The 19,311-nt window shown below is 70.9% G+C and carries 14 protein-coding genes and 1 tRNA gene; 13 read left to right on the forward strand and 2 right to left on the reverse strand.

The genetic code is table 11. The features are described 5' to 3' along the window. Positions 1-26: 26 nt before the first annotated feature. The 12 genes from ACIOEW_RS07875 to ACIOEW_RS07930 all read left to right on the forward strand — a co-directional run bounded on the left by ACIOEW_RS07875 (position 27) and on the right by ACIOEW_RS07930 (position 15,897). Positions 27-1,067 (forward strand): substrate-binding domain-containing protein, encoded by a 1,041-nt coding sequence (locus ACIOEW_RS07875; RefSeq protein WP_362555430.1) that lies wholly within the window; start codon positions 27-29, stop codon positions 1,065-1,067. A 68-nt stretch (positions 1,068-1,135) separates the two neighbouring features. Beyond that, a complete protein-coding gene (locus ACIOEW_RS07880; protein WP_401962343.1) occupies positions 1,136-2,374 on the forward strand; it encodes a Gfo/Idh/MocA family protein in 1,239 nt (412 codons plus the stop codon). Positions 2,375-2,398: 24 nt separating this feature from the next. Beyond that, a complete protein-coding gene (locus ACIOEW_RS07885) occupies positions 2,399-3,403 on the forward strand; it encodes a sugar phosphate isomerase/epimerase family protein (protein ID WP_401962346.1) in 1,005 nt (334 codons plus the stop codon). Between the two features lie 467 nt (positions 3,404-3,870). After that, positions 3,871-7,587: a ThuA domain-containing protein gene (locus ACIOEW_RS07890; RefSeq protein WP_401962349.1), complete on the forward strand. Its 3,717-nt coding sequence runs from the start codon at positions 3,871-3,873 to the stop codon at positions 7,585-7,587. 114 nt (positions 7,588-7,701) lie between these two features. Further along, entirely contained in the window at positions 7,702-8,820 is a 1,119-nt protein-coding gene (locus ACIOEW_RS07895; protein ID WP_362542165.1) for an inositol-3-phosphate synthase, read from the forward strand. Continuing rightward, positions 8,817-9,701 (forward strand): SCO3242 family prenyltransferase, encoded by an 885-nt coding sequence (locus ACIOEW_RS07900; protein WP_401962352.1) that lies wholly within the window; start codon positions 8,817-8,819, stop codon positions 9,699-9,701. Before ACIOEW_RS07895 ends, ACIOEW_RS07900 begins: the two co-directional genes overlap by 4 nt. Continuing rightward, positions 9,698-10,603: a sugar phosphate isomerase/epimerase family protein gene (locus tag ACIOEW_RS07905; RefSeq protein WP_401962355.1), complete on the forward strand. Its 906-nt coding sequence runs from the start codon at positions 9,698-9,700 to the stop codon at positions 10,601-10,603. The genes ACIOEW_RS07900 and ACIOEW_RS07905 overlap by 4 nt, the downstream gene beginning before the upstream one ends. Further along, entirely contained in the window at positions 10,582-11,250 is a 669-nt protein-coding gene (locus tag ACIOEW_RS07910; protein ID WP_401962357.1) for an EboA domain-containing protein, read from the forward strand. The genes ACIOEW_RS07905 and ACIOEW_RS07910 overlap by 22 nt, the downstream gene beginning before the upstream one ends. Continuing rightward, positions 11,250-12,098 carry a TatD family hydrolase gene (locus tag ACIOEW_RS07915; RefSeq protein WP_362542154.1) on the forward strand — a complete coding sequence of 283 codons (849 nt, stop codon included), beginning with the start codon at positions 11,250-11,252 and terminating at the stop codon, positions 12,096-12,098. Before ACIOEW_RS07910 ends, ACIOEW_RS07915 begins: the two co-directional genes overlap by 1 nt. A gap of 4 nt (positions 12,099-12,102) precedes the next feature. Continuing rightward, positions 12,103-13,278 (forward strand): metabolite traffic protein EboE, encoded by a 1,176-nt coding sequence (eboE, locus tag ACIOEW_RS07920; protein WP_401962359.1) that lies wholly within the window; start codon positions 12,103-12,105, stop codon positions 13,276-13,278. Next, positions 13,275-14,672 carry a nucleotide pyrophosphatase/phosphodiesterase family protein gene (locus tag ACIOEW_RS07925; RefSeq protein WP_401962361.1) on the forward strand — a complete coding sequence of 466 codons (1,398 nt, stop codon included), beginning with the start codon at positions 13,275-13,277 and terminating at the stop codon, positions 14,670-14,672. The genes eboE and ACIOEW_RS07925 overlap by 4 nt, the downstream gene beginning before the upstream one ends. 49 nt (positions 14,673-14,721) lie before the next feature. Beyond that, on the forward strand, positions 14,722-15,897 hold the full coding sequence (locus ACIOEW_RS07930; RefSeq protein ID WP_401962364.1) for a sugar phosphate isomerase/epimerase family protein: 1,176 nt from the start codon (positions 14,722-14,724) through the stop codon (positions 15,895-15,897). A gap of 68 nt (positions 15,898-15,965) precedes the next feature. On the opposite strand, the gene ACIOEW_RS07935 is transcribed toward ACIOEW_RS07930, so the two are convergent. Next, positions 15,966-17,270, reverse strand: a complete 1,305-nt coding sequence (locus ACIOEW_RS07935) for a DUF2254 domain-containing protein (RefSeq protein WP_401962367.1) — start codon at positions 17,268-17,270, stop codon at positions 15,966-15,968. Positions 17,271-17,517: 247 nt separating this feature from the next. Here ACIOEW_RS07935 and ACIOEW_RS07940 point away from each other — a divergent pair. Continuing rightward, positions 17,518-17,602: transfer RNA gene (locus tag ACIOEW_RS07940), tRNA-Leu, on the forward strand. Positions 17,603-17,693: 91 nt separating this feature from the next. On the opposite strand, the gene ACIOEW_RS07945 is transcribed toward ACIOEW_RS07940, so the two are convergent. Next, positions 17,694-19,283 (reverse strand): hypothetical protein, encoded by a 1,590-nt coding sequence (locus tag ACIOEW_RS07945; RefSeq protein WP_401962369.1) that lies wholly within the window; start codon positions 19,281-19,283, stop codon positions 17,694-17,696. Positions 19,284-19,311 lie beyond the last annotated feature (28 nt).

Genomic DNA, 19,311 nt, shown 5'->3' on the forward strand with positions numbered 1-19,311 from the left:
CGCACCGGATGAAGGGTTTGACAGCCATGCCAGAAACCAGCCGCAGAGGACTGCTCTTCGGTACCGCAGCCATCTCCGCAGGCGCACTGCTGACCGCCTGCACCAGCAACGATCCCAAGGAGAAGGACACCGCCTCCCAGAACAACGCACCCGCCGCCGACGACAAGCCGGGCAAGCCCGTCACCATCGGCTTCGCGGGCCCGCAGGCCGACCACGGCTGGCTCAACGCGATCAACGAGAACGCCAGGTCACGGGCGAAGAAGTACTCCGAGGTGACCCTGGAGACCACCGAGGGCTCCAACGACACCGCCGCCCAGATCGGCCAGGTCAAGACCCTCATCAACAAGAAGGTCGACGTCCTCGTCATCCTCCCGGCCGACGGCAAGGCACTCACCCAGGTCGGCCTGGAGGCCATGCGGGCGGGTATCCCCGTCATCAACCTGGACCGCGTCTTCGCCTCCCCGCAGGCCTACCGCTGCTGGGTCGGTGGCGACAACTACGGCATGGGTCTCAACGCCGGTACGTACATCGGCGAACAGCTCAAGGACAAGCCGAACGCCAAGGTCGTCGAGCTCGCGGGCATCGACAACCTGGAGCTCACCAAGCAGCGCAGCCAGGGCTTCGCCGACGCGCTGAAGAACTACTCCAACATCAAGCTGGTGGCCCGTCAGGCGGCCGACTTCACCGTCGAGTCCGGCCAGGCGAAGATGGCCCAGCTCCTTCAGGCGCAGAAGCAGTTCGACGCCCTCTGGAACCACGACGACGACCAGGGCGTGGGCGCGCTCCGCGCCATCCAGCAGGCCGGCCGCGACGAGTTCCTGATGGTCGGCGGCGCCGGTGCCAAGTCCGCCATGGACGCCATCAAGGCGGACAACAGCGTGCTCAAGGCCACCGTTCTCTACCCGCCGACCATGGCGGCATCGGCCATCGACCTGGCCCGAGCGCTCGGTCAGGCCAAGGGGGTGGCAGGGCTCGCCGAGCTGGAGATCCCGACCAACGTCACCCTGTACTCGGCCGTGGTCACCAAGGAGAACATCGACCAGTACCTGCCGACGGGCTTCAGCTGAGCTGTCCCGCAGGAGGGTGCTGACCCTCCCGCCGTACCCACCGAACCACCGATGAGGAGGAAGTCCGGATGGCCCGTAGGGAAGAGACGGAGCAGGAGGCGGCCGCGCCGCCGACGTACCGGCCGATGGCGAGCGTGCCGACGCTCGGGGTCGGCATGGTCGGATACGCGTTCATGGGCGCCGCCCACTCGCAGGGGTGGCGCACCGCGGGCCATGTCTTCGAGCTGCCGATGAGGCCGGCTCTCGCCGCGATCTGCGGGCGCGACCGGGCGGCGGTCGACGCCGCCGCCGACCGGCTCGGCTGGGCTGCGGCGGAGACCGACTGGCGGGCCCTGATCGCCCGGGACGACGTTCAGCTCGTCGACATCTGCACCCCCGGTGACAGCCATGCGGAGATCGCCATCGCGGCCCTGGAGGCGGGCAAGCACGTGCTGTGCGAGAAGCCGCTCGCCAACACGGTCGCGGAGGCGGAGGCCATGACCGAGGCGGCGCGGCGAGCCGCCGCCCGCGGTCAGGTCGCGATGGTCGGCTTCAACTACCGCAAGGTGCCCGCCATCACCTACGCCCGCAGGCTCATCGCCGAGGGCCGGCTCGGCCCCCTGCGGCACGTCCGGGCCACCTACCTCCAGGACTGGCTGGTCGATCCCGCCTCCCCGCTCACCTGGCGGCTGAAGAAGGAGCACGCGGGCTCCGGGGCGCTCGGAGACCTCGGCGCGCACATCGTGGACCTCGCCCAGTACCTGGCGGGGGAGCTGCTGGTGGGGGTCTCGGCGGTGAGCGAGACCTTCGTCCGCGAACGCCCGCTGCTCGGCGGTCCCTCGGGGGGCCTGGGCGGGGTCGCGGCCGACGGGGAACTCGGCGCGGTGACGGTGGACGACGCGGCGCTGTTCACCGGGCGGCTCGCCTCCGGCGCCCTGGCCTCCTTCGAGGCGACCCGGATGGCGGCGGGCCGCAAGAACGCGCTGCGGCTGGAGATCAACGGGGAGCGCGGCTCGCTCGCCTTCGATCTGGAGCGCCTCAACGAACTGTCCTTCCACGACCACACCGAGCCCGCCACCACGGCCGGCTTCCGGCGCATCCTGGTCACCGAGCCCGAGCATCCCTACCTGGAGGCGTGGTGGCCACCGGGGCACGCACTCGGCTACGAGCACACGTTCATCCACCAGGCCCGTGACGTGGTGCGGACGATCGCCGAAGGGGCCCCGCCCGTACCGTCGTTCGCCGACGGGCTCCAGGTGCAGCGGGTGCTGGCGGCGGTGGAGGAGAGCGCCGCGAAGAACTCCGTACTCACCCCCGTACAGCTCTAGATCCAGCTCCAGGAGGTCCTGCGCATGCCCCGTCCCTTCACCCTCTTCACCGGCCAGTGGGCCGATCTTCCCCTGGAGGAGGTCTGCCGGTACGCCCGCGACTTCGGCTACGACGGCCTCGAACTGGCCTGCTGGGGCGACCACTTCGAGGTGGACAAGGCCCTCGCTGACCCCGGCTATCTGGAGAGCCGTCACCAGCTGCTCGACAAGTACGGGCTGAAGTGCTGGGCGATCTCGAACCACCTGGTCGGCCAGGCCGTCTGCGACAGCCCGATCGACGAGCGTCATCAGGGCATCCTGCCCGCCCGGATCTGGGGCGACGGGGAGCCCGAGGGGGTGCGCCGGCGGGCCGCCGATGAGATCAGGGACACCGCGCGGGCCGCCGCGGCCTTCGGGGTGGACACGGTCATCGGGTTCACCGGCTCGTCGATCTGGCACCTGGTCGCGATGTTCCCGCCGGTCCCGCCGCACATGATCGAGCGGGGGTACGAGGACTTCGCCGAGCGCTGGAACCCGATCCTCGACGTGTTCGACGCGGAGGGGGTGCGGTTCGCCCACGAGGTGCACCCCAGCGAGATCGCGTACGACTACTGGACCACGCACCGCGCGCTGGAAGCGGTGGATCACCGGCCGGCGTTCGGGCTGAACTTCGACCCGAGCCACTTCGTGTGGCAGGACCTGGACCCGGTGGGCTTCCTGTACGACTTCCGGGACCGGATCTACCACGTGGACTGCAAGGAGGCCCGCAAGCGCCTGGACGGCCGCAACGGCCGGCTCGGCTCCCACCTGCCGTGGGGCGATCCGCGTCGCGGCTGGGACTTCGTCTCGGCCGGGCACGGGGACGTGCCCTGGGAGGACGTGTTCCGGATGCTGCGGTCCATCGGGTACGAGGGGCCGGTGTCCGTGGAGTGGGAGGACGCCGGGATGGACCGGCTGGCGGGGGCGCCGGAGGCGCTGGCATCGCTGAAGCGGTTCGACTTCGACCCGCCGAGCGCGTCGTTCGACGCGGCGTTCGGCGGCAACGGCTGAGGAGCCGGGGGCGGGAGCCCCTCGGGGGCTCCCGCCCCCGGACCCCCGCGCCTCAATCGCCGGCGGGGCTTGGTTTCGTGTTGGGGTCAGGGATTGCGCTCGGCGCTTGACGTGCCGCGGGGCAAATCCAGCCCCGCCGGCGATTGAGGCGCGGGGTCTGGGGCGGAGCCCCAGGTTCGGGAAGGGGCGGGTAGGGGAACAGCCCCCAGCCCAGCGGCATCCGCACACGCCGCCGGGCCGGTCCCCCCTGCCCACATCCCCCTTTGTCCTGGGCAAGGAAAAAGTTCAACAACAGCGCCGCACAAGGGCTTTCCGTCCCGGACGAACAGGTCTACCGTCCAAGACGTGTACATGACATGACTCTCGTCACCGGAGCCGCACAGGCCCCGGCTGACCTGCGCGGCAGTCCCCGCGCTCCACGGCACGGCAGCACCCCCCGTACCACCGGCACTCTCCGGAGGACACTCGTGCACAGAACCCGCAGCAGGACCCGAACAAGGCTCCGCGTCCGCAAATCCCTCGCTCTGTTCACCGGCGGCCTCCTCGCAGCCGCCACCCTCAGCCTGAGCGCCGCCTCGGGCACGGCCGCCGCCCACGAGGAACCCGCGCCGGCCCCGGTCGCCGAGGACTTCCAGCAGGTCACGCTCGCCAAGGGCGCCGCCGAGACCGGCGAGCCCATGTCGCTGGCCGTGCTCCCCGACCGCAGCGTGCTGCACACCTCGCGCAGCGGCGAGCTGCGCATCACCGACAGCGCCGGCAACACCCGGATCTCCGGCGTCATCCCCGTCTACTCGCACGACGAGGAAGGCCTCCAGGGCATCGGCGTCGACCCGGACTTCAGTGAGAACCGGGCGATCTACCTCTACTACGCGCCTCCGCTGGACACGCCCGCGGGAGACGCCCCCGAGACCGGAACCGCCGCCGACTTCGCCCCGTTCGACGGGGTCAACCGCCTCTCCCGCTTCGTCCTCAACGAGGACGGCACGCTCGACCTCGGCAGCGAGAAGAAGGTCCTGGACGTCAAGACGTCCCGCGGCATGTGCTGTCACGTGGGCGGTGACATCGACTTCGACGCCGACGGCAACCTGTACCTGTCGACCGGCGACGACACCAACCCCTTCGCATCCGACGGCTTCACACCCATCGACGAGCGCCCCGACCGCAACCCGGCGTTCGACGCCCGCCGCTCCGCCGGCAACAGCAACGACCTGCGCGGCAAGATCCTCCGCGTCAAGGTCGCCGACGACGGCTCGTACACCGTGCCCGACGGCAACCTCTTCGCGCCGGGGACGGACAAGACCCGCCCCGAGATCTACGCGATGGGCTTCCGCAACCCCTTCCGCTTCTCCGTCGACAAGGCGACCGGCATCGTCTACGTCGGTGACTACGGGCCGGACGCCGGCGCGGCCGACCCCAAGCGCGGACCGGCCGGACAGGTCGAGTTCGCCCGGGTGACGAAGGCGGCCAACTTCGGCTGGCCGTACTGCACCGGCGCCAACGACCCGTACATGGACTACGACTTCGCCACCAAGACCTCCGGAGCCGCATTCGACTGCGCGGCCCCGAAGAACACTTCGCCGCACAACACCGGCCTCGTCGACCTGCCCCCGGCCCAGGCTGCCTGGATCCCGTACGACGGCGCCTCCGTCCCGGAGTTCGGCACCGGTTCGGAGTCCCCGATGGGCGGACCGGTCTACCACTACGACGCGGACCTCGACTCGCCCGTGAAGTTCCCCGAGGCCTACGACGGCGACTTCTTCGCCGGTGAGTTCGGCCGGCAGTGGATCAAGCGGATCGAGCAGGACGCCGACGGCGCCGTGCAGTCCATCAACGACATCCCGTGGTCCGGAACCCAGATCATGGACATGGCCTTCGGACCCGACGGTGCGCTGTACGTCCTGGACTACGGCCTCTCCTGGTTCGGCGGCGACGAGCACTCCGCGCTCTACCGCATCGAGAACGCCACAGGGGGGCGCTCTCCGATCGCCGAGGCGGCCGCCAGCAAGACTTCGGGCACCGCCCCGCTGAAGGTGCAGTTCTCCTCGGACGGCACCGCCGACGGGGACGGGGACGCCCTCACGTACGCCTGGGACTTCGGCGACGGAGGAACGTCCACGGCCGCGAACCCCGCGTACACGTACAAGAAGAACGGCACCTACACCGCCACCGTCACCGCTGAGGACCCCTCCGGGCGCACCGGTTCGGCCAGCGTCCATGTGACCGTCGGCAACACGGCACCCGTGGTGAACCTGGAACTCCCCGGCGACGGGCAGCTGTTCACCTTCGGTGACGACATCCCGTTCAAGGTGACCGTCACCGATCCCGAGGACGGCACCATCGACTGCTCCAAGGTCGAGGTCCGCTTCGTGCTCGGCCACGACAGCCACGGCCACCCGATCACCACGGAGCACGGCTGCACCGGCACCATCAAGACCGAGATGGACGGCGGGCACGACCCCAACGCCAACATCTTCGGGGTCATCGACGCCTCGTACACCGACGGCGGGGGCGGCGGCCAGGCCGCACTGACCGGCCACGACCAGTCGCAGCTCCAGCCGCGCCACCGCCAGGCCGAGCACTTCAACGACTCGTCCGGCATCAAGACGTACGACAAGGCGAACGCCGAGGGCGGCAAGACCGTCGGCGACATCGACAACGACGACTGGATCTCCTTCAAGCCGTACATCCTCGGCGACTCCACCAAGCTCACCGCCCGGATCTCCTCCGGCGGCGCGGGCGGCTTCCTCGAGGTACGGTCCGGCTCGGCGACGGGGAAGATCCTCGGCTCCGCACCCGTGCCGGTGACCGGTGGCTGGGAGACCTTCCAGGACATCGACGTACCCCTGCGGGGCGTACCGAAGAAGGCCACCGAACTCTTCCTGGTGTTCAAGGGCGGCGAAGGCGCGCTCTACGACATCGACGACTTCGAGCTCTCCAACACCCCGCCCGACAAGACCGCCAAGCGCGTCCTGGTCTTCTCCAAGACCGCCGGCTTCCGCCACGACGCGATCCCCGAGGGCATCGCCGCACTGAAGGAACTCGGCAAGGACAGCAACATCACGGTCGACGCCACCGAGGAGGCCGGCCAGTTCACCACGGCCAACCTGGCCCGCTACGACGCCGTCGTCTTCATGTCGACGACCGGTGACGTCCTCAATGCCGACCAGCAGAAGGCCTTCGAGAACTACATCGCCACCGGCGGCGGCTTCATGGGCATCCACGCCGCCGCCGACACCGAGTACGACTGGTCCTTCTACGGCGGACTCGTCGGCGCCTACTTCTCCGGCCATCCCGCCATCCAGCCCGTCACCGTCCGCGTCGAGGACCACAAGCACCCGGCCACCGCCCACCTGGGTGACGCCTGGGAGCGGACCGACGAGCTGTACAACTACCGCACCAACCCGCGCGACAAGGTGAAGGTCCTCGCCACGCTCGACGAGACGACCTACACCGGCGGCACCATGAAGGGCGATCACCCGATCACCTGGTGCCAGACCTACCAGGGCGGCCGCTCCTTCTACACCGGACTCGGCCACACCAAGGAGTCGTACGCCGACGCGGACTTCCGCAAGCTGCTCCTCGGCGGGGTGCGCTACGCGGCCGGCCAGGTCAAGGCCGACTGCAAGCCGGACACCGGCTACCGGTCGATCTTCAACGGCAAGACACTCGAAGGCTGGAAGCAGGCGGGCCCCGGCACCTTCGACGTCGTGGACGGCGAACTGCGCTCCCAGGGCGGCATGGGCCTGCTGACCTACCAGGCCAAGGAGCTGAAGTCGTACTCCCTGAAGCTCGACTGGAAGCTGGCGGGCGACGACAACTCCGGAGTCTTCGTCGGCTTCCCGGAGTCCGACGACCCCTGGTCCGCGGTGAACAACGGCTACGAGGTCCAGATCGACGCCTCCGACGCCGTCGACCGCACCACGGGCTCCGTCTACACCTTCAAGGCGGCCAACATCAAGGCCCGCGACCAGGTGCTGCGGCCGCCCGGCCAGTGGAACAGCTACGAGATCAAGGTCCAGGGTGAACGGCTCCAGATCTTCCTCAACGGAGTGAAGATCAACGACTTCACCAACACCGACCCGGCCCGCAGCCTCAAGGACGGCTACATCGGCCTCCAGAACCACGGCGCGGACGACCAGGTGTCCTTCCGCGACATCCAGCTGAAGGAACTGCCGTCGGCGTAGGGCGGCCACCCGGTCGGCGGTGGGCGGGGCAGCACGCCCCGCCCACCGCCTCCTCCCTCATGTTCAGCGCCACCAGATCTGCCCAGCCAGGACCCCCAGCCAGGGAGGCAGCCCGTGTCAACAACCGGCGTTCGTACCGGAGTCTGGTTCATCGGAGCACGCGGCTCCGTCGCCACCACCGCCACGGCGGGATGCGCAGCGGTCGCGGCGGGCCTCCACCCGGGGGCGGGCATGGTCACCGAGACCGCCCCGTTCGCCGACAGCGGCCTGCCACCCGTGACCTCCCTGGTCTTCGGCGGCCACGACACCCTGGACTGCCCCCTCCCCAAACGGGCCGAAGCACTCGCCGCCGGGGGAGTGCTGCCGCACGGCCTTCCCTCGGCCGTACGGTCCGAACTCGCCGCCGCCGACGCGGAGATCCGCATCGGCGGCCCCCTTCCCGGCGACACGCGCACAGATGAGGAGCTCATCACCGCGTTCGCCGCCGACCTCACCGACTTCGGCCGCCGGGGCGGCCTCGCCAGGACCGTCGTCGTCAACGTGTCCTCCACCGAACCGGCGCCCGCCGCCGACGCCACACGGCTGCCGGCCAGCTCGCTCTACGCCGCCGCCGCGCTCCGGGCCGGCTGTCCGTACGTCAACTTCACCCCCTCCACCGGGCTGCGCACCCCCGCCCTCCAGGACGCCGTCGCGGCCTCGGGGCTTCCGCACGCGGGACGCGACGGCAAGACGGGGCAGACACTGCTGCGGTCCGTGCTGGCCCCGATGTTCGTGCAGCGCGCGCTGCCCGTACGGGCCTGGTCGGGCACCAACCTGCTCGGCGGCGGGGACGGGGCGGCGCTCGCCGACCCGGCCGCCGCCGCGGCGAAGAACGCCGGCAAGGAACGCGTCCTCGCCGACACACTCGGCGCCGCCCCCGAGGGCGAGGTCCACATCGACGACGTTCCGGCACTCGGGGACTGGAAGACCGCCTGGGACCACATCGCGTTCGACGGGTTCCTCGGGGCGCGCATGGTGCTCCAGACCACCTGGCAGGGCTGCGACTCGGCCCTTGCCGCGCCCCTGGTGCTCGACCTGGCCCGGTTGCTGGCCCGCGCCCATGAAAAGGGCCTGAGCGGCCCGCTTCCGGAGCTCGGCTTCTACTTCAAGGACCCGGACGGCGGACCCGCCGCACTCTCCGAGCAGTATCTGGCGCTGCTCGCCTTCGCCGAACGGCTGCGGGGCGGGAAGTGACGGCACGCGCCTGGGCGGAACTGCTGAGGGTCTCCGCGCTGTTCACCGTCCCCGGAGACGCCCTCGCGGGCGCGGCGGCCGTCGGGCGGCGCCCCGACCGCTCCACCGCGCTGGCCGTGGGCGCCTCGCTCTGCCTGTACGAGGCGGGCATGGCGCTCAACGACTGGGCCGACCGCGACGAGGACGCCGTCGACCGCCCGCACCGGCCGATCCCGTCGGGCCGGATCACGCCCCGCGCCGCGCTCACGGCGGCCGGCGCCCTGACAGGCGCGGGCCTGGTCCTCGCCGCCCGGGCGGGCCGCCCGGCCCTGGGTGTGGCCACCGGTCTCGCGGCCACGGTGTGGGCGTACGACCTCCGTCTCAAGCACACCCCGGCGGGGCCGGCCGCGATGGCGGCCGCGCGCGGCCTGGACCTGCTGCTGGGAGCGACGGCGACGGGGCAGGCTCCAGCGCCCCGAGCGGCCCGCGCCGCCCTGCCCGCCGCTGCCCTGCTGGGCGCGCACACCTACGCGGTCACCACCGTCTCGCGCCACGAAACCCAGGGCGGGTCCACCACCGCGCCCCTCGCCGCCCTCGCGGCCGCGGCCGGAATCAGCGGCACCGTGGTGCATGAGCGGCAGCCCCCGCGAAACGCTCCCGCCCGCCTCCTCCTCACCGCACTCACCGGCGCCTACCTCCGCACCGCCGCACGCCCTCTCGTGCACGCCGCGCTCAACCCGTCACCACCCCTCACCCAACGCGCCGTGGGCAGCGGTATCCGGGCGATGATCCCGCTCCAGGCCGCCCTCGCCGTACGGGCCGGAGCCGCCGGAACGGGGCTCGCCGTGATGGGCCTCGTCCCGCTCGCCCGCGCTCTCTCCCGGAAGGTGAGCCCCACATGACGCTCCGCCTCGGCTACGGCACCAACGGGCTCACCGACCTCCGCCTGGACGACGCCCTCGGGCTCCTCGCCGACCTCGGCTACGACGGTGTCGGCCTGACCCTCGACCACATGCACCTCGACCCGATGGCCCCGGACCTCGCCGCCCGTACCCGCCACGTCGCCGCCCGGCTCCAGGAGCTGGGACTCGGTGTCACCGTGGAGACCGGCGCCCGCTACGTCCTGGACCCGCGCCGCAAGCACGGCCCCTCGCTCCTCGACCCGGACCCCGGGGCGCGCGCGGCCAGGACCGCACTGCTCGTCCGGGCCGTCGACGTCGCCGCCGGGCTCGGCGCCCACGCCGTGCACTGCTTCAGCGGCATCACGCCCCCGGACACCACCCCCGACACCGCCTGGCAGCGGCTCACCGGCGCCCTCGCACCGGTCCTCGACGCGGCGGACCGAGCCGGGGTACCGCTCGCGATCGAGCCGGAGCCCGGACACCTCCTCGCCAACCTCACCGACTTCCACCACCTCCGGGTGCTGTGCGGCGACCCGGAACCCCTCGGACTCACCCTCGACATCGGCCACTGCCAGTGCCTGGAGCCCGCCCTGCCCGTCGACTGCGTGCGCGACGCCGCCCCCTGGCTGCGCCACGTCCAGATCGAGGACATGCGCCGCGGCGTCCACGAGCACCTCCCCTTCGGCGACGGCGAGATCGACTTCCCGCCCGTCCTCGCCGCACTCGACGCCCTCGGCGACAGCGGATACGCCGGACTCACCGTCGTCGAGCTGCCCCGCCACTCCCACGCGGGTCCCGAACTCGCCCGCACCTCCCTCGACTTCCTGAACAAGCACCGCCCGTCGAGCCACCTGGGTCCTGCCGCCGAAGGGAGCACATCATGTCGCCCACCCCACTCCTGAGCCGCAAGGAACTCGACACCCGGCTCGGCGGAGCCGCGCGCGCCTGGCTCGACGAAGCCCTCGCCGAGGCCGCCCACGCCGCCGCCCATCCGGACACCGCCCCCGCGGACAGCTACGCCGTACCACCGTGGGAGCTGCGGTACGCCGCCGCCGGCCGGCACTGCGGACTCGAACACGCCGACTCCGTACGCGTCCTGCTGATCGCCGAGGCGGGGGCCGGGCTGCCCACCGTGACCCGGCTGTACGAACAGGGCACCGCCGCCGAACGCCGCGCCGTCCTGCTCACCCTGCCCGCACTCGGCCTCGGCCCTACCGCCCTGCCGCTCGTGGAGGACGCCCTGCGCACCAACGACACCACGCTGGTCGCCGCGGCCGTCGGCCCGTACGCCGCCGCCCACCTCGACCCCCACGACTGGCGCCACGCCGTCCTCAAGTGCCTGTTCACCGGCGTCCCCGTCGAGGCCGTCGCCGAGCTGGCCCGGAGATCGCGCGGCGACGCCGAACTCGCCCGGATGCTCGGCGACTTCGCGTCCGAACGCATTGCGGCCGGCCGCCCCGTCCCCGCCGGTCTGCACCGCGTACTCGCGCTCACCGCCCCCGGTCCCGCCGCCCCCACGGCCCCCACGGCCTCAACGGAGGAGTCCTGATGCGCATCTTCGACCCCCACATCCACATGACCTCCCGCACCACGGACGACTACCGGGCGATGTACGACTCCGGGGTCCGCGCCCTGGTCGAGCCCTCCTTCTGGCTCGGCCAGCCCCGCACCTCGCCCGCCAGCTTCTTCGACTACTTCGACGCCCTGCTCGGCTGGGAGCCCTTCCGCGCCGCCCAGTACGGCATCGCCCACCACTGCACGCTCGCCCTCAACCCCAAAGAGGCGAACGACCCCCGCTGCACCCCGGTCCTCGACGCGCTGCCCCGCTATCTCGTGAAGGACTCCGTCGTCGCCGTCGGCGAGATCGGCTACGACTCGATGACGCCGGCCGAGGACCACGCACTGGCCACCCAGCTCCAGCTCGCCGCCGACCACGGGCTGCCCGCACTCGTCCACACCCCGCACCGCGACAAGCTCGCCGGGCTGCGCCGCACCATCGACGTCGTACGCGAGTCCCACCTCGCCCCGGAACGGGTGCTGCTCGACCACCTCAACGAGACGACGGTGAAGGACGCCCTGGAGAGCGGCTGCTGGGCCGGCTTCTCCATCTACCCCGACACCAAGATGGACGAGGACCGCATGGTGGCGGTCCTCAAGCTCCACGGCACCGACAAGGTCCTCGTCAACTCAGCCGCGGACTGGGGCAAGAGCGACCCGCTGAAGACCCGCCGGGTGGGCGACGCCATGCTCGCCGCCGGATTCAGTGAGGACGACGTCGACCAGGTGCTGTGGCGCAACCCCGTCGCCTTCTACGGCCAGAGCGGCCGCCTCCACCTCGACACCGCTGCCCCAGAACCGCTCCACGAGGGCAACTCCATCCTGCGCGGCGGGGAGTGAGGCCATGCGCTTCCGTCACCCCGACGGCACCGTCGTCCACCTTGCGTACTGCACCAACGTCCACCCCGCCGAAACCCTCGAAGGCGTCCGCACCCAACTGCGCGACCACTGCGAACCCGTACGCAAACGGCTCGGCCGCGACCGCCTCGGCATCGGGCTCTGGCTCGCCAGGGACGCCGCCCGCACTCTGATCAACGACCCTTCGCAGCTGCGCTCGCTGCGCGCCGAGCTCGACCGCCGCGGCCTCGAAGTCGTCACTCTCAACGGCTTCCCGTACGAGGGGTTCGGCGCCGAGGAGGTCAAGTACCGGGTCTACAAGCCGGACTGGACCGACCCCGAACGCCTCGCCCACACCACCGACCTCGCCCGGCTCCTTGCCACGCTGCTGCCCGACGACGTCACCGAGGGCACCATCTCCACCCTTCCCCTCGCCTGGCGCACCCCGTACACGGGCGACCCCGAAGCGTCCCGCACCGCACTCGCCGCGCTCACCACCCTCGGTGAACGCCTTGACGCGCTCGCCGAGCTCACGGGCAAATCCATCCGCGTCGGCCTCGAACCCGAACCCGGGTGCACGGTCGAGACCACCGCCGACGCCATCGCCCCCCTCACCGCGATCGGCCACGCACGCATCGGCGTCTGCATCGACACCTGCCACCTCGCCACCTCCTTCGAGGACCCGGACACCGCACTCGACGCGCTCACCGCGGCCGGCATCCCCGCCGTCAAGGCCCAGCTCTCCGCCGCCCTGCACGCCGAACATCCCCACCTTCCCGAGGTGCGCACCGCACTCGCCGCCTTCGCCGAACCCCGCTTCCTCCACCAGACCCGGATCGCCACCGCCGCCGGACTGCGCGGAACCGACGACCTCGACGAGGCGGTCAGCGGCGAGACCCTGCCCGACAGCGCCCCTTGGCGCGCCCACTTCCACGTACCGCTGCACGCACCGCCCGCACCGCCACTCACCTCCACGCTGCCCGTGCTCCGCGCCACGCTGACCCGGCTGGTGGGAGGGGCGCACCCGCTCACCCGCCACCTGGAGGTCGAGACGTACACCTGGCAGGCACTCCCCGCCGAGCTGCGCCCCCGCACCCGCGCCCAGCTCGCGGACGGCATCGCCGCCGAACTCACCCTCGCCCGCGACCTCCTGACCGACCTCGGCCTCAAGGAGCTGCCATGACCACCGACGGGAAGACCCGCACCCCCACACCCCTCCTCGTCCTCGACGTCGTCGGCCTCACCCCCCGCCTCCTCGACCACATGCCGAACCTCAAGGCACTGGGCCGGTCCGGCACCCACGCCCCGCTCGGCACCGTGCTGCCCGCCGTCACCTGCGCCGCCCAGTCCACCTTCCTCACCGGCACCACCCCCGCCGAGCACGGCATCGTCGCCAACGGCTGGTACTTCCGCGAGCTCGGCGACGTCCTCCTGTGGCGCCAGCACAACGGACTCGTCGAGGGGGACAGACTCTGGGACGCGGCCCGCCGCTCCCACCCCGGCTACACCGTCGCCAACATCTGCTGGTGGTACGCCATGGGCGCCGACACCGACTTCACCGTCACCCCGCGCCCCGTCTACTACGCCGACGGCCGCAAGGAACCCGACTGCTACACCCGCCCGCCCGCCCTCCACGACGAACTCACCGACAAGCTCGGCACCTTCCCCCTCTTCCACTTCTGGGGACCCGGGGCCGACCTCGTCTCCTCGCAGTGGATCATCGACGCGACCCGGCACATTCTCGACACCCGCCACCCCGACCTGGCCTTGTGCTACCTCCCGCACCTCGACTACGACCTCCAGCGCTACGGCCCCGACGACCCTCGCGCCTTCAAGGCAGCCGCCGACCTCGACCGGGCCGTCGCCCCGCTCCTGGACGACGCCCGCCGCGAGGGCCGCACCGTCGTCGCCCTCTCCGAGTACGGCATCACCCGCGTCGACCGGCCCGTCGACATCAACCGGGCGCTGCGCCGCGCCGGACTTCTGGAGGTCCACACCCAGGACGGCATGGAGTACCTGGACCCGATGGCCTCCCGCGCCTTCGCCGTCGCCGACCACCAGATCGCGCACATCTACGTACGCCGTCCCGAGGACCTCGAAGCGGCCCGCACTGCCCTGGCGGACCTCCCGGGCATCGAGCAACTGCTCGACGACGAGGGCAAGAAGGCGCACGGCCTGGACCACCCCCGCTCCGGCGAGCTGGTGGCCGTCGCCGACCCGGATGCCTGGTTCACGTACTACTACTGGCTCGACGACGACCGCGCGCCCGACTTCGCCCAGCTCGTCGAGATCCACCGCAAACCCGGCTACGACCCCGTCGAGCTCTTCATGGACCCGCAGGACCCGTACGTACGGGTCAAGGCGGTCACGGCCGTCGCCCGCAAGAAGCTCGGAATGCGCTACCGCATGGCGGTCGTGCCGCTCGATCCTTCACCCATTCGCGGCAGCCACGGCCGCCTCCCCCTGAGCGACGAAGAAGGTCCGCTCATCCTCTGCTCCACCCCCCACGCGTTCACCGGACCCGTCCGGGCCACCGAAGTGAAGTCCCTGCTCCTCACGTTGGCCGGCCTCGCATGAGACCGGTCCGTTCACAGCGTGGCGAGCATTTTCGAGAAGGAGAGAGACCGTGACCGAGTACAACGATGCATCCGGAACGGACGGCGCGCTGCGCCGCAGCCTCGGCATCGACCGCCGCCGCTTCCTCAGCACCTGCACGGCCGTCGGGGCGGCGGCGGTCGCCGCGCCCGTCTTCGGCGCATCGCCGGCCTTCGCCCAGCCGGCTTCCCAGCAGGGGCACGGCCACGGACACGACCACGGTCATGGCCACGGCCAGGCGCTGGTCCCGGCGGCGAAGCGCGGAATCATCCTCTACACCGTGCGCGACGCCACGGGCCGGGACCCGCTCAGCACCAGCCTTCCCTCGGGCTTCCGAGACGTCTTCAAGGAGCTGGCCCGCTACGGCTACAAGCAGGTCGAGTTCGCCGGGTACGGCCAGCACGCCAACGCACCCGGCGGAAACAACCTGGAGACGGTGGAAGGTGCGAAGCTGCTGCGCTCGTGGCTGGACGACTACGGACTGCGCGCCCAGGGCAACCACGGCTTCATCCCGGGGTCCTGGCCGCTGAGCCAGAGCGACCTGGACCAGTTCAAGCGGCACCTCGAAATAGCCAACATCCTCGGCATGGACCACATGGGCACCGGTGGCGACCCCACCGGCAGCGCCTACCGCGCCGACTGGGACGTGGCCGCCGACAAATGGAACGCGCTGGGGCAGATCGCTCACCGCGCGGGCATCAAGCTGTACACCCACAACCACGACGCGGCCTACGGCTTCCTGCTCGACGGCGGTCCGCTGGACGCACAGGGACGGCCCACCCGCAGCTCGGGCATCCGCAAGCTCGAGTACTTCCTCAAGGTGACCGACCCGAAGACCGTATGGCTGGAGATGGACGTCTACTGGGCGCACGTCGCCCAGTACAAGTTCCACACCTACACCGCGCTCGACGGATCGGTGCGGGAGAACGTTTTCGACCCCGCGGCCGTGGTCCGCAGCCACAACAAGCGGTACCCGCTGTTCCACGCCAAGGACGGCATCGTCAACACGGCCAGTGGCGACGGCTACGACATGGTCCCGTTCGGCACCGGGGTCATCGACTACCGGACCTTCTTCCGCCGCGTCGGAGAGGCGAACTACCGCAACCCGATGGTCGAGCAGGACACCGCCCCGAGCTCGACGGACCTCGCGCAGTCGCTGAAGCAGGCGCGGATCAGCTACGAGGGCATGGCGGCGTTGCGCAAGTAGAACCAACGTGCGGTCTGCCCCTTCCCCATGAGGTACGGAGGGGGCGGGCTGCACCGCACCCCGTCCCCTCAGCCGATCCCCTGCCGGTCGGGCAGCAGGGCGAACTCCCGCTCGGCGGCATCCGGCACCGTGCGCTCCACCGCCTGCACGAGCAGCGCACGGTGCCGGAGCAGCGGCCCCTGCCTCTCCGGCCCGGCCAGCAGCACCAGGTCATCGATGCCGGCCAGCAGCCGCCGGGTGACCTGGGGGCTGTCCGTCGCGCACCGCCGAATCTCCTCGAACCCGAGATCCACGAGGTCCTCCCACCCAGGCACGTCCTGAACGAGCCGCACCACCCCGTCGCGGTCCCGGTGGTGGACGACACCGAGGGGGAGCTGGGCCACGGCCGCGAGGAACTGCACGATCCGGTCGAGACACTGCACGGCGGTGGTCGGATCGTTCACCGCCGAAGACAGGGCCCGCAACGCGATGTCCGACAGCTGGCGCAGCCCGAACGCCAGGTCCTGGTGGAGCGTGCGCTCAACCCCGACGAACACCCTGTACCGCAGCCGGTGCCGGGTCGGCACGGACCCGCCGTGCACCGCCAGCACCGGCGTACCCGGCACGACGAAGTCCCCGAGTCGCGGGATGAGCCGCAGCACCATGCCCTGCCTCCGCGCGACCCGGACCAGCCGCGCCACGTTCACATCCCGCAGCACGCCGGCCCGCCCGCCGTGCAGGATCTGCCCGGTCTCGGCGGGAAGCCCGCCTTCCTGCGGCCCGCCGACGGGCATCCGGCGCAGCACATGGAAGGAGTCCCGGGTGATCCGGTCGACCACGGGACCGACCTGCATCAGCCGCAGCGTGGAGCTCACGTACGCGATGAAGAGCAGCAGGCTGAGCCCGACGAGCCCGGCGGTCAGCAGGCTCTGCAGAAAGGGGACGGACACGACGCGGCGCGGATCGACCGTGCTCTCGTACGAGCTCAGGACCAGCAGCGAGAACACGAAGGTCGCCAGGAAGGCGGACAGTGTGAGCTTGCTGATCCTGCTCCGTACGAAGATCCGCACCACCCGGGGTGTGAGCTGCCCGCTCGCCATCTGCACGGCCACCAGCGAGATGCTGAAGACCACACCGATGAAGGTCATCATCGCCGAGCTGACCGTGACGACGATCGTCTTCGTGTCCTCGGCGATCGCGACGAGGTCCTTGATCTCGTCGTACGCCTGCTCGTCCTTCAGATAGGTCACGATCTGCTCGTCGAGGGCCGAGGCGACGAGCCAGAGCAGGACGGCGCAGATCAGCGTCAGGGTCGGGGCGAACCAGAAGGTCTCGCGCAGATGCTCGCGCAGGGGCGACAGCGCGCGGGGTGGCCGGTAGCCGCGATCACTCATGCCCGCGAACGTAACCCGGCCCGCCCGCGCACCGGTGGAAGCCGTCACCGACCCTCCGGGCGCACTGTACGTGAGCGATCGGATACGGACCGTGCGTGATCGCTCGACGCGGGGCCCGCCCCCGTCCCGCCGAAGCCCGCGCACCGCACTGACCAGGGCGATGACCACCGGATATGCAGGTGAGAGCCACCCCAAACCCCTGGTATTGTTTTCTTTGTCGCCGCGGGAGACCGGGGCCGACCACCTAGTCCGGGTGGCGGAATGGCAGACGCGCTAGCTTGAGGTGCTAGTGCCCTTTATCGGGCGTGGGGGTTCAAGTCCCCCCTCGGACACAAGCAAGCTGAGACCCCTGTTCATCAGGGGTCTTTTGCTTTTCCACGCTGAGCCGAGCCCGGGCGTCCCGGCCTGGGCCGCTTCTCCCGGTCAGGCCGAGGACAGCTGCTCCGCGATCTCCTTGACCCAAGCGGCGCTCTTCGCCGGGTCGTTGAGGGAGTTCTCCCACTCCTCCTGGGTCTGCCGGAGCTTGGCGGGGCCTGCTTTGAGGGCGACGAGAAGGGCTCTGGCCGATTCCCGCACCTGGGGTGTGGTGCCGCTGCTTCCCTCGACGCCCACGCCCGCCGCCAGTCCGTAGATCTTGCGCGCCATGGCCTGGCGTTCCCCGTTCTCCACCTTCTTCCAGAACTTCAGGGCCTCCTTCAGTGCGTCCTCGCGGGAGGCGGGCTCCTTCTGGGTCTCACCCTCCGCCCAGCGTTCGGGGTGGCGGGCCCCGTCGTAGCGCTTCTTGCCCGCGCGACCGGCCTTGTAGGCGGTGACGCCGAGGATGAGGCCGGCCGCACCCGCGGCGAGGCCCCAGCCGACGGGGTTGCTCGCGAGTCCGGCTCCTCCCGCTGTGGCGGCGACCGCCGTCACGATGCCGCCCGCGGCCTTGGTGGACTCGCCCACGGCGGTGAACGCCTGCTTGCCCATCTTGTTGCGCTGCTTGCCGAGCGCGTATGTGTGCACCGTGTTCATCGCGTTCATGTCTTCGGCGCGCCGGACTGCCATGGCGGCGTCACGGGTTCTGCCCATCGCCGCCCAGGCCACATCGATGGCCTCGGAGACGCGCTCCATCCGGTCCTCGCCCTCGTGGTCCCAATGGGCATCCAGCGCGACGTACGCCTCGTCCGAGGCCGCTTCGGTGTTCTGCCGCTCCTGGTTCAGCCGGGCCACTGCGTCCTCGTCGGTGCGGTCGGCCGTTCCGAGCTCTTTCAAAGCACGGTATTTGCGTGCCGTCAGCCCGAAGCGGGTCGCCGCACGGGCGCCCTTCACCGCGCCGACAACGCTGGAGCCGATACCGCTCACCTCGGAGGCGGTCGCGGCGTGTGCCACCTTCTGGGCCTTGGTCAGCTCCTTGGCGATTCCGAGCGCGTAGTTCCCGGCTCCGGCGGCGCCGATGACCGCGTCGGCCGTCTTGGTGTTGGCCTTCTTGTCCGCCCCGTGGAAGGCAGCCCCGCTCTGGTGCTTCTCGGCGTCCTTCCTGGCCTTGGCCGCGTCCATGCCACTGAGTACGGCGCCGGCGGCCTCCGTGACGAGATTCTCCGAAGCGGCGGCGGTACCCGAGGAGCCTGCGGAGTGTTTCAGGGCGTCGCTCGCCGTCGCGGAGGCTTGCTGGGAGAAACCTGCGTTGGCGGGGACGTGGACGCCCTTGACGAAGGTGTCGATGAATTCGAGATTCTTCTTGACCTTGTCGAGGGCCGCGGCGATGCGGTCGCGATAACTCTTCGCTCCCGCCGGCGGCTTGACGTTCTCCGGCCCCTGCCCCTTCCCCTTCCCCTGCCCCTCCTCCGCGCTCCTGGCGCGCTGCACCGCCGCGGTGGCGGCTCGGTTGCCGATGCCGGCCTGGATCTCGAGGAGGGGGCGCCCCACAGGGAGGTGGGACGGGCTCCCGGCCCGGCTTCGGTCCCGGCCCTGCCGGGCGGGTGTCAGAGCAGCCACGGACTGGCGAGGAGAGGTGCGGTGGACCGGGGTGCTCATGACGTACCTCTCCTGTGCCTTACCGGGC

The sequence above is a fragment of the Streptomyces sp. NPDC087901 genome, assembly GCF_044742205.1.
Lineage (GTDB): Bacteria > Actinomycetota > Actinomycetes > Streptomycetales > Streptomycetaceae > Streptomyces.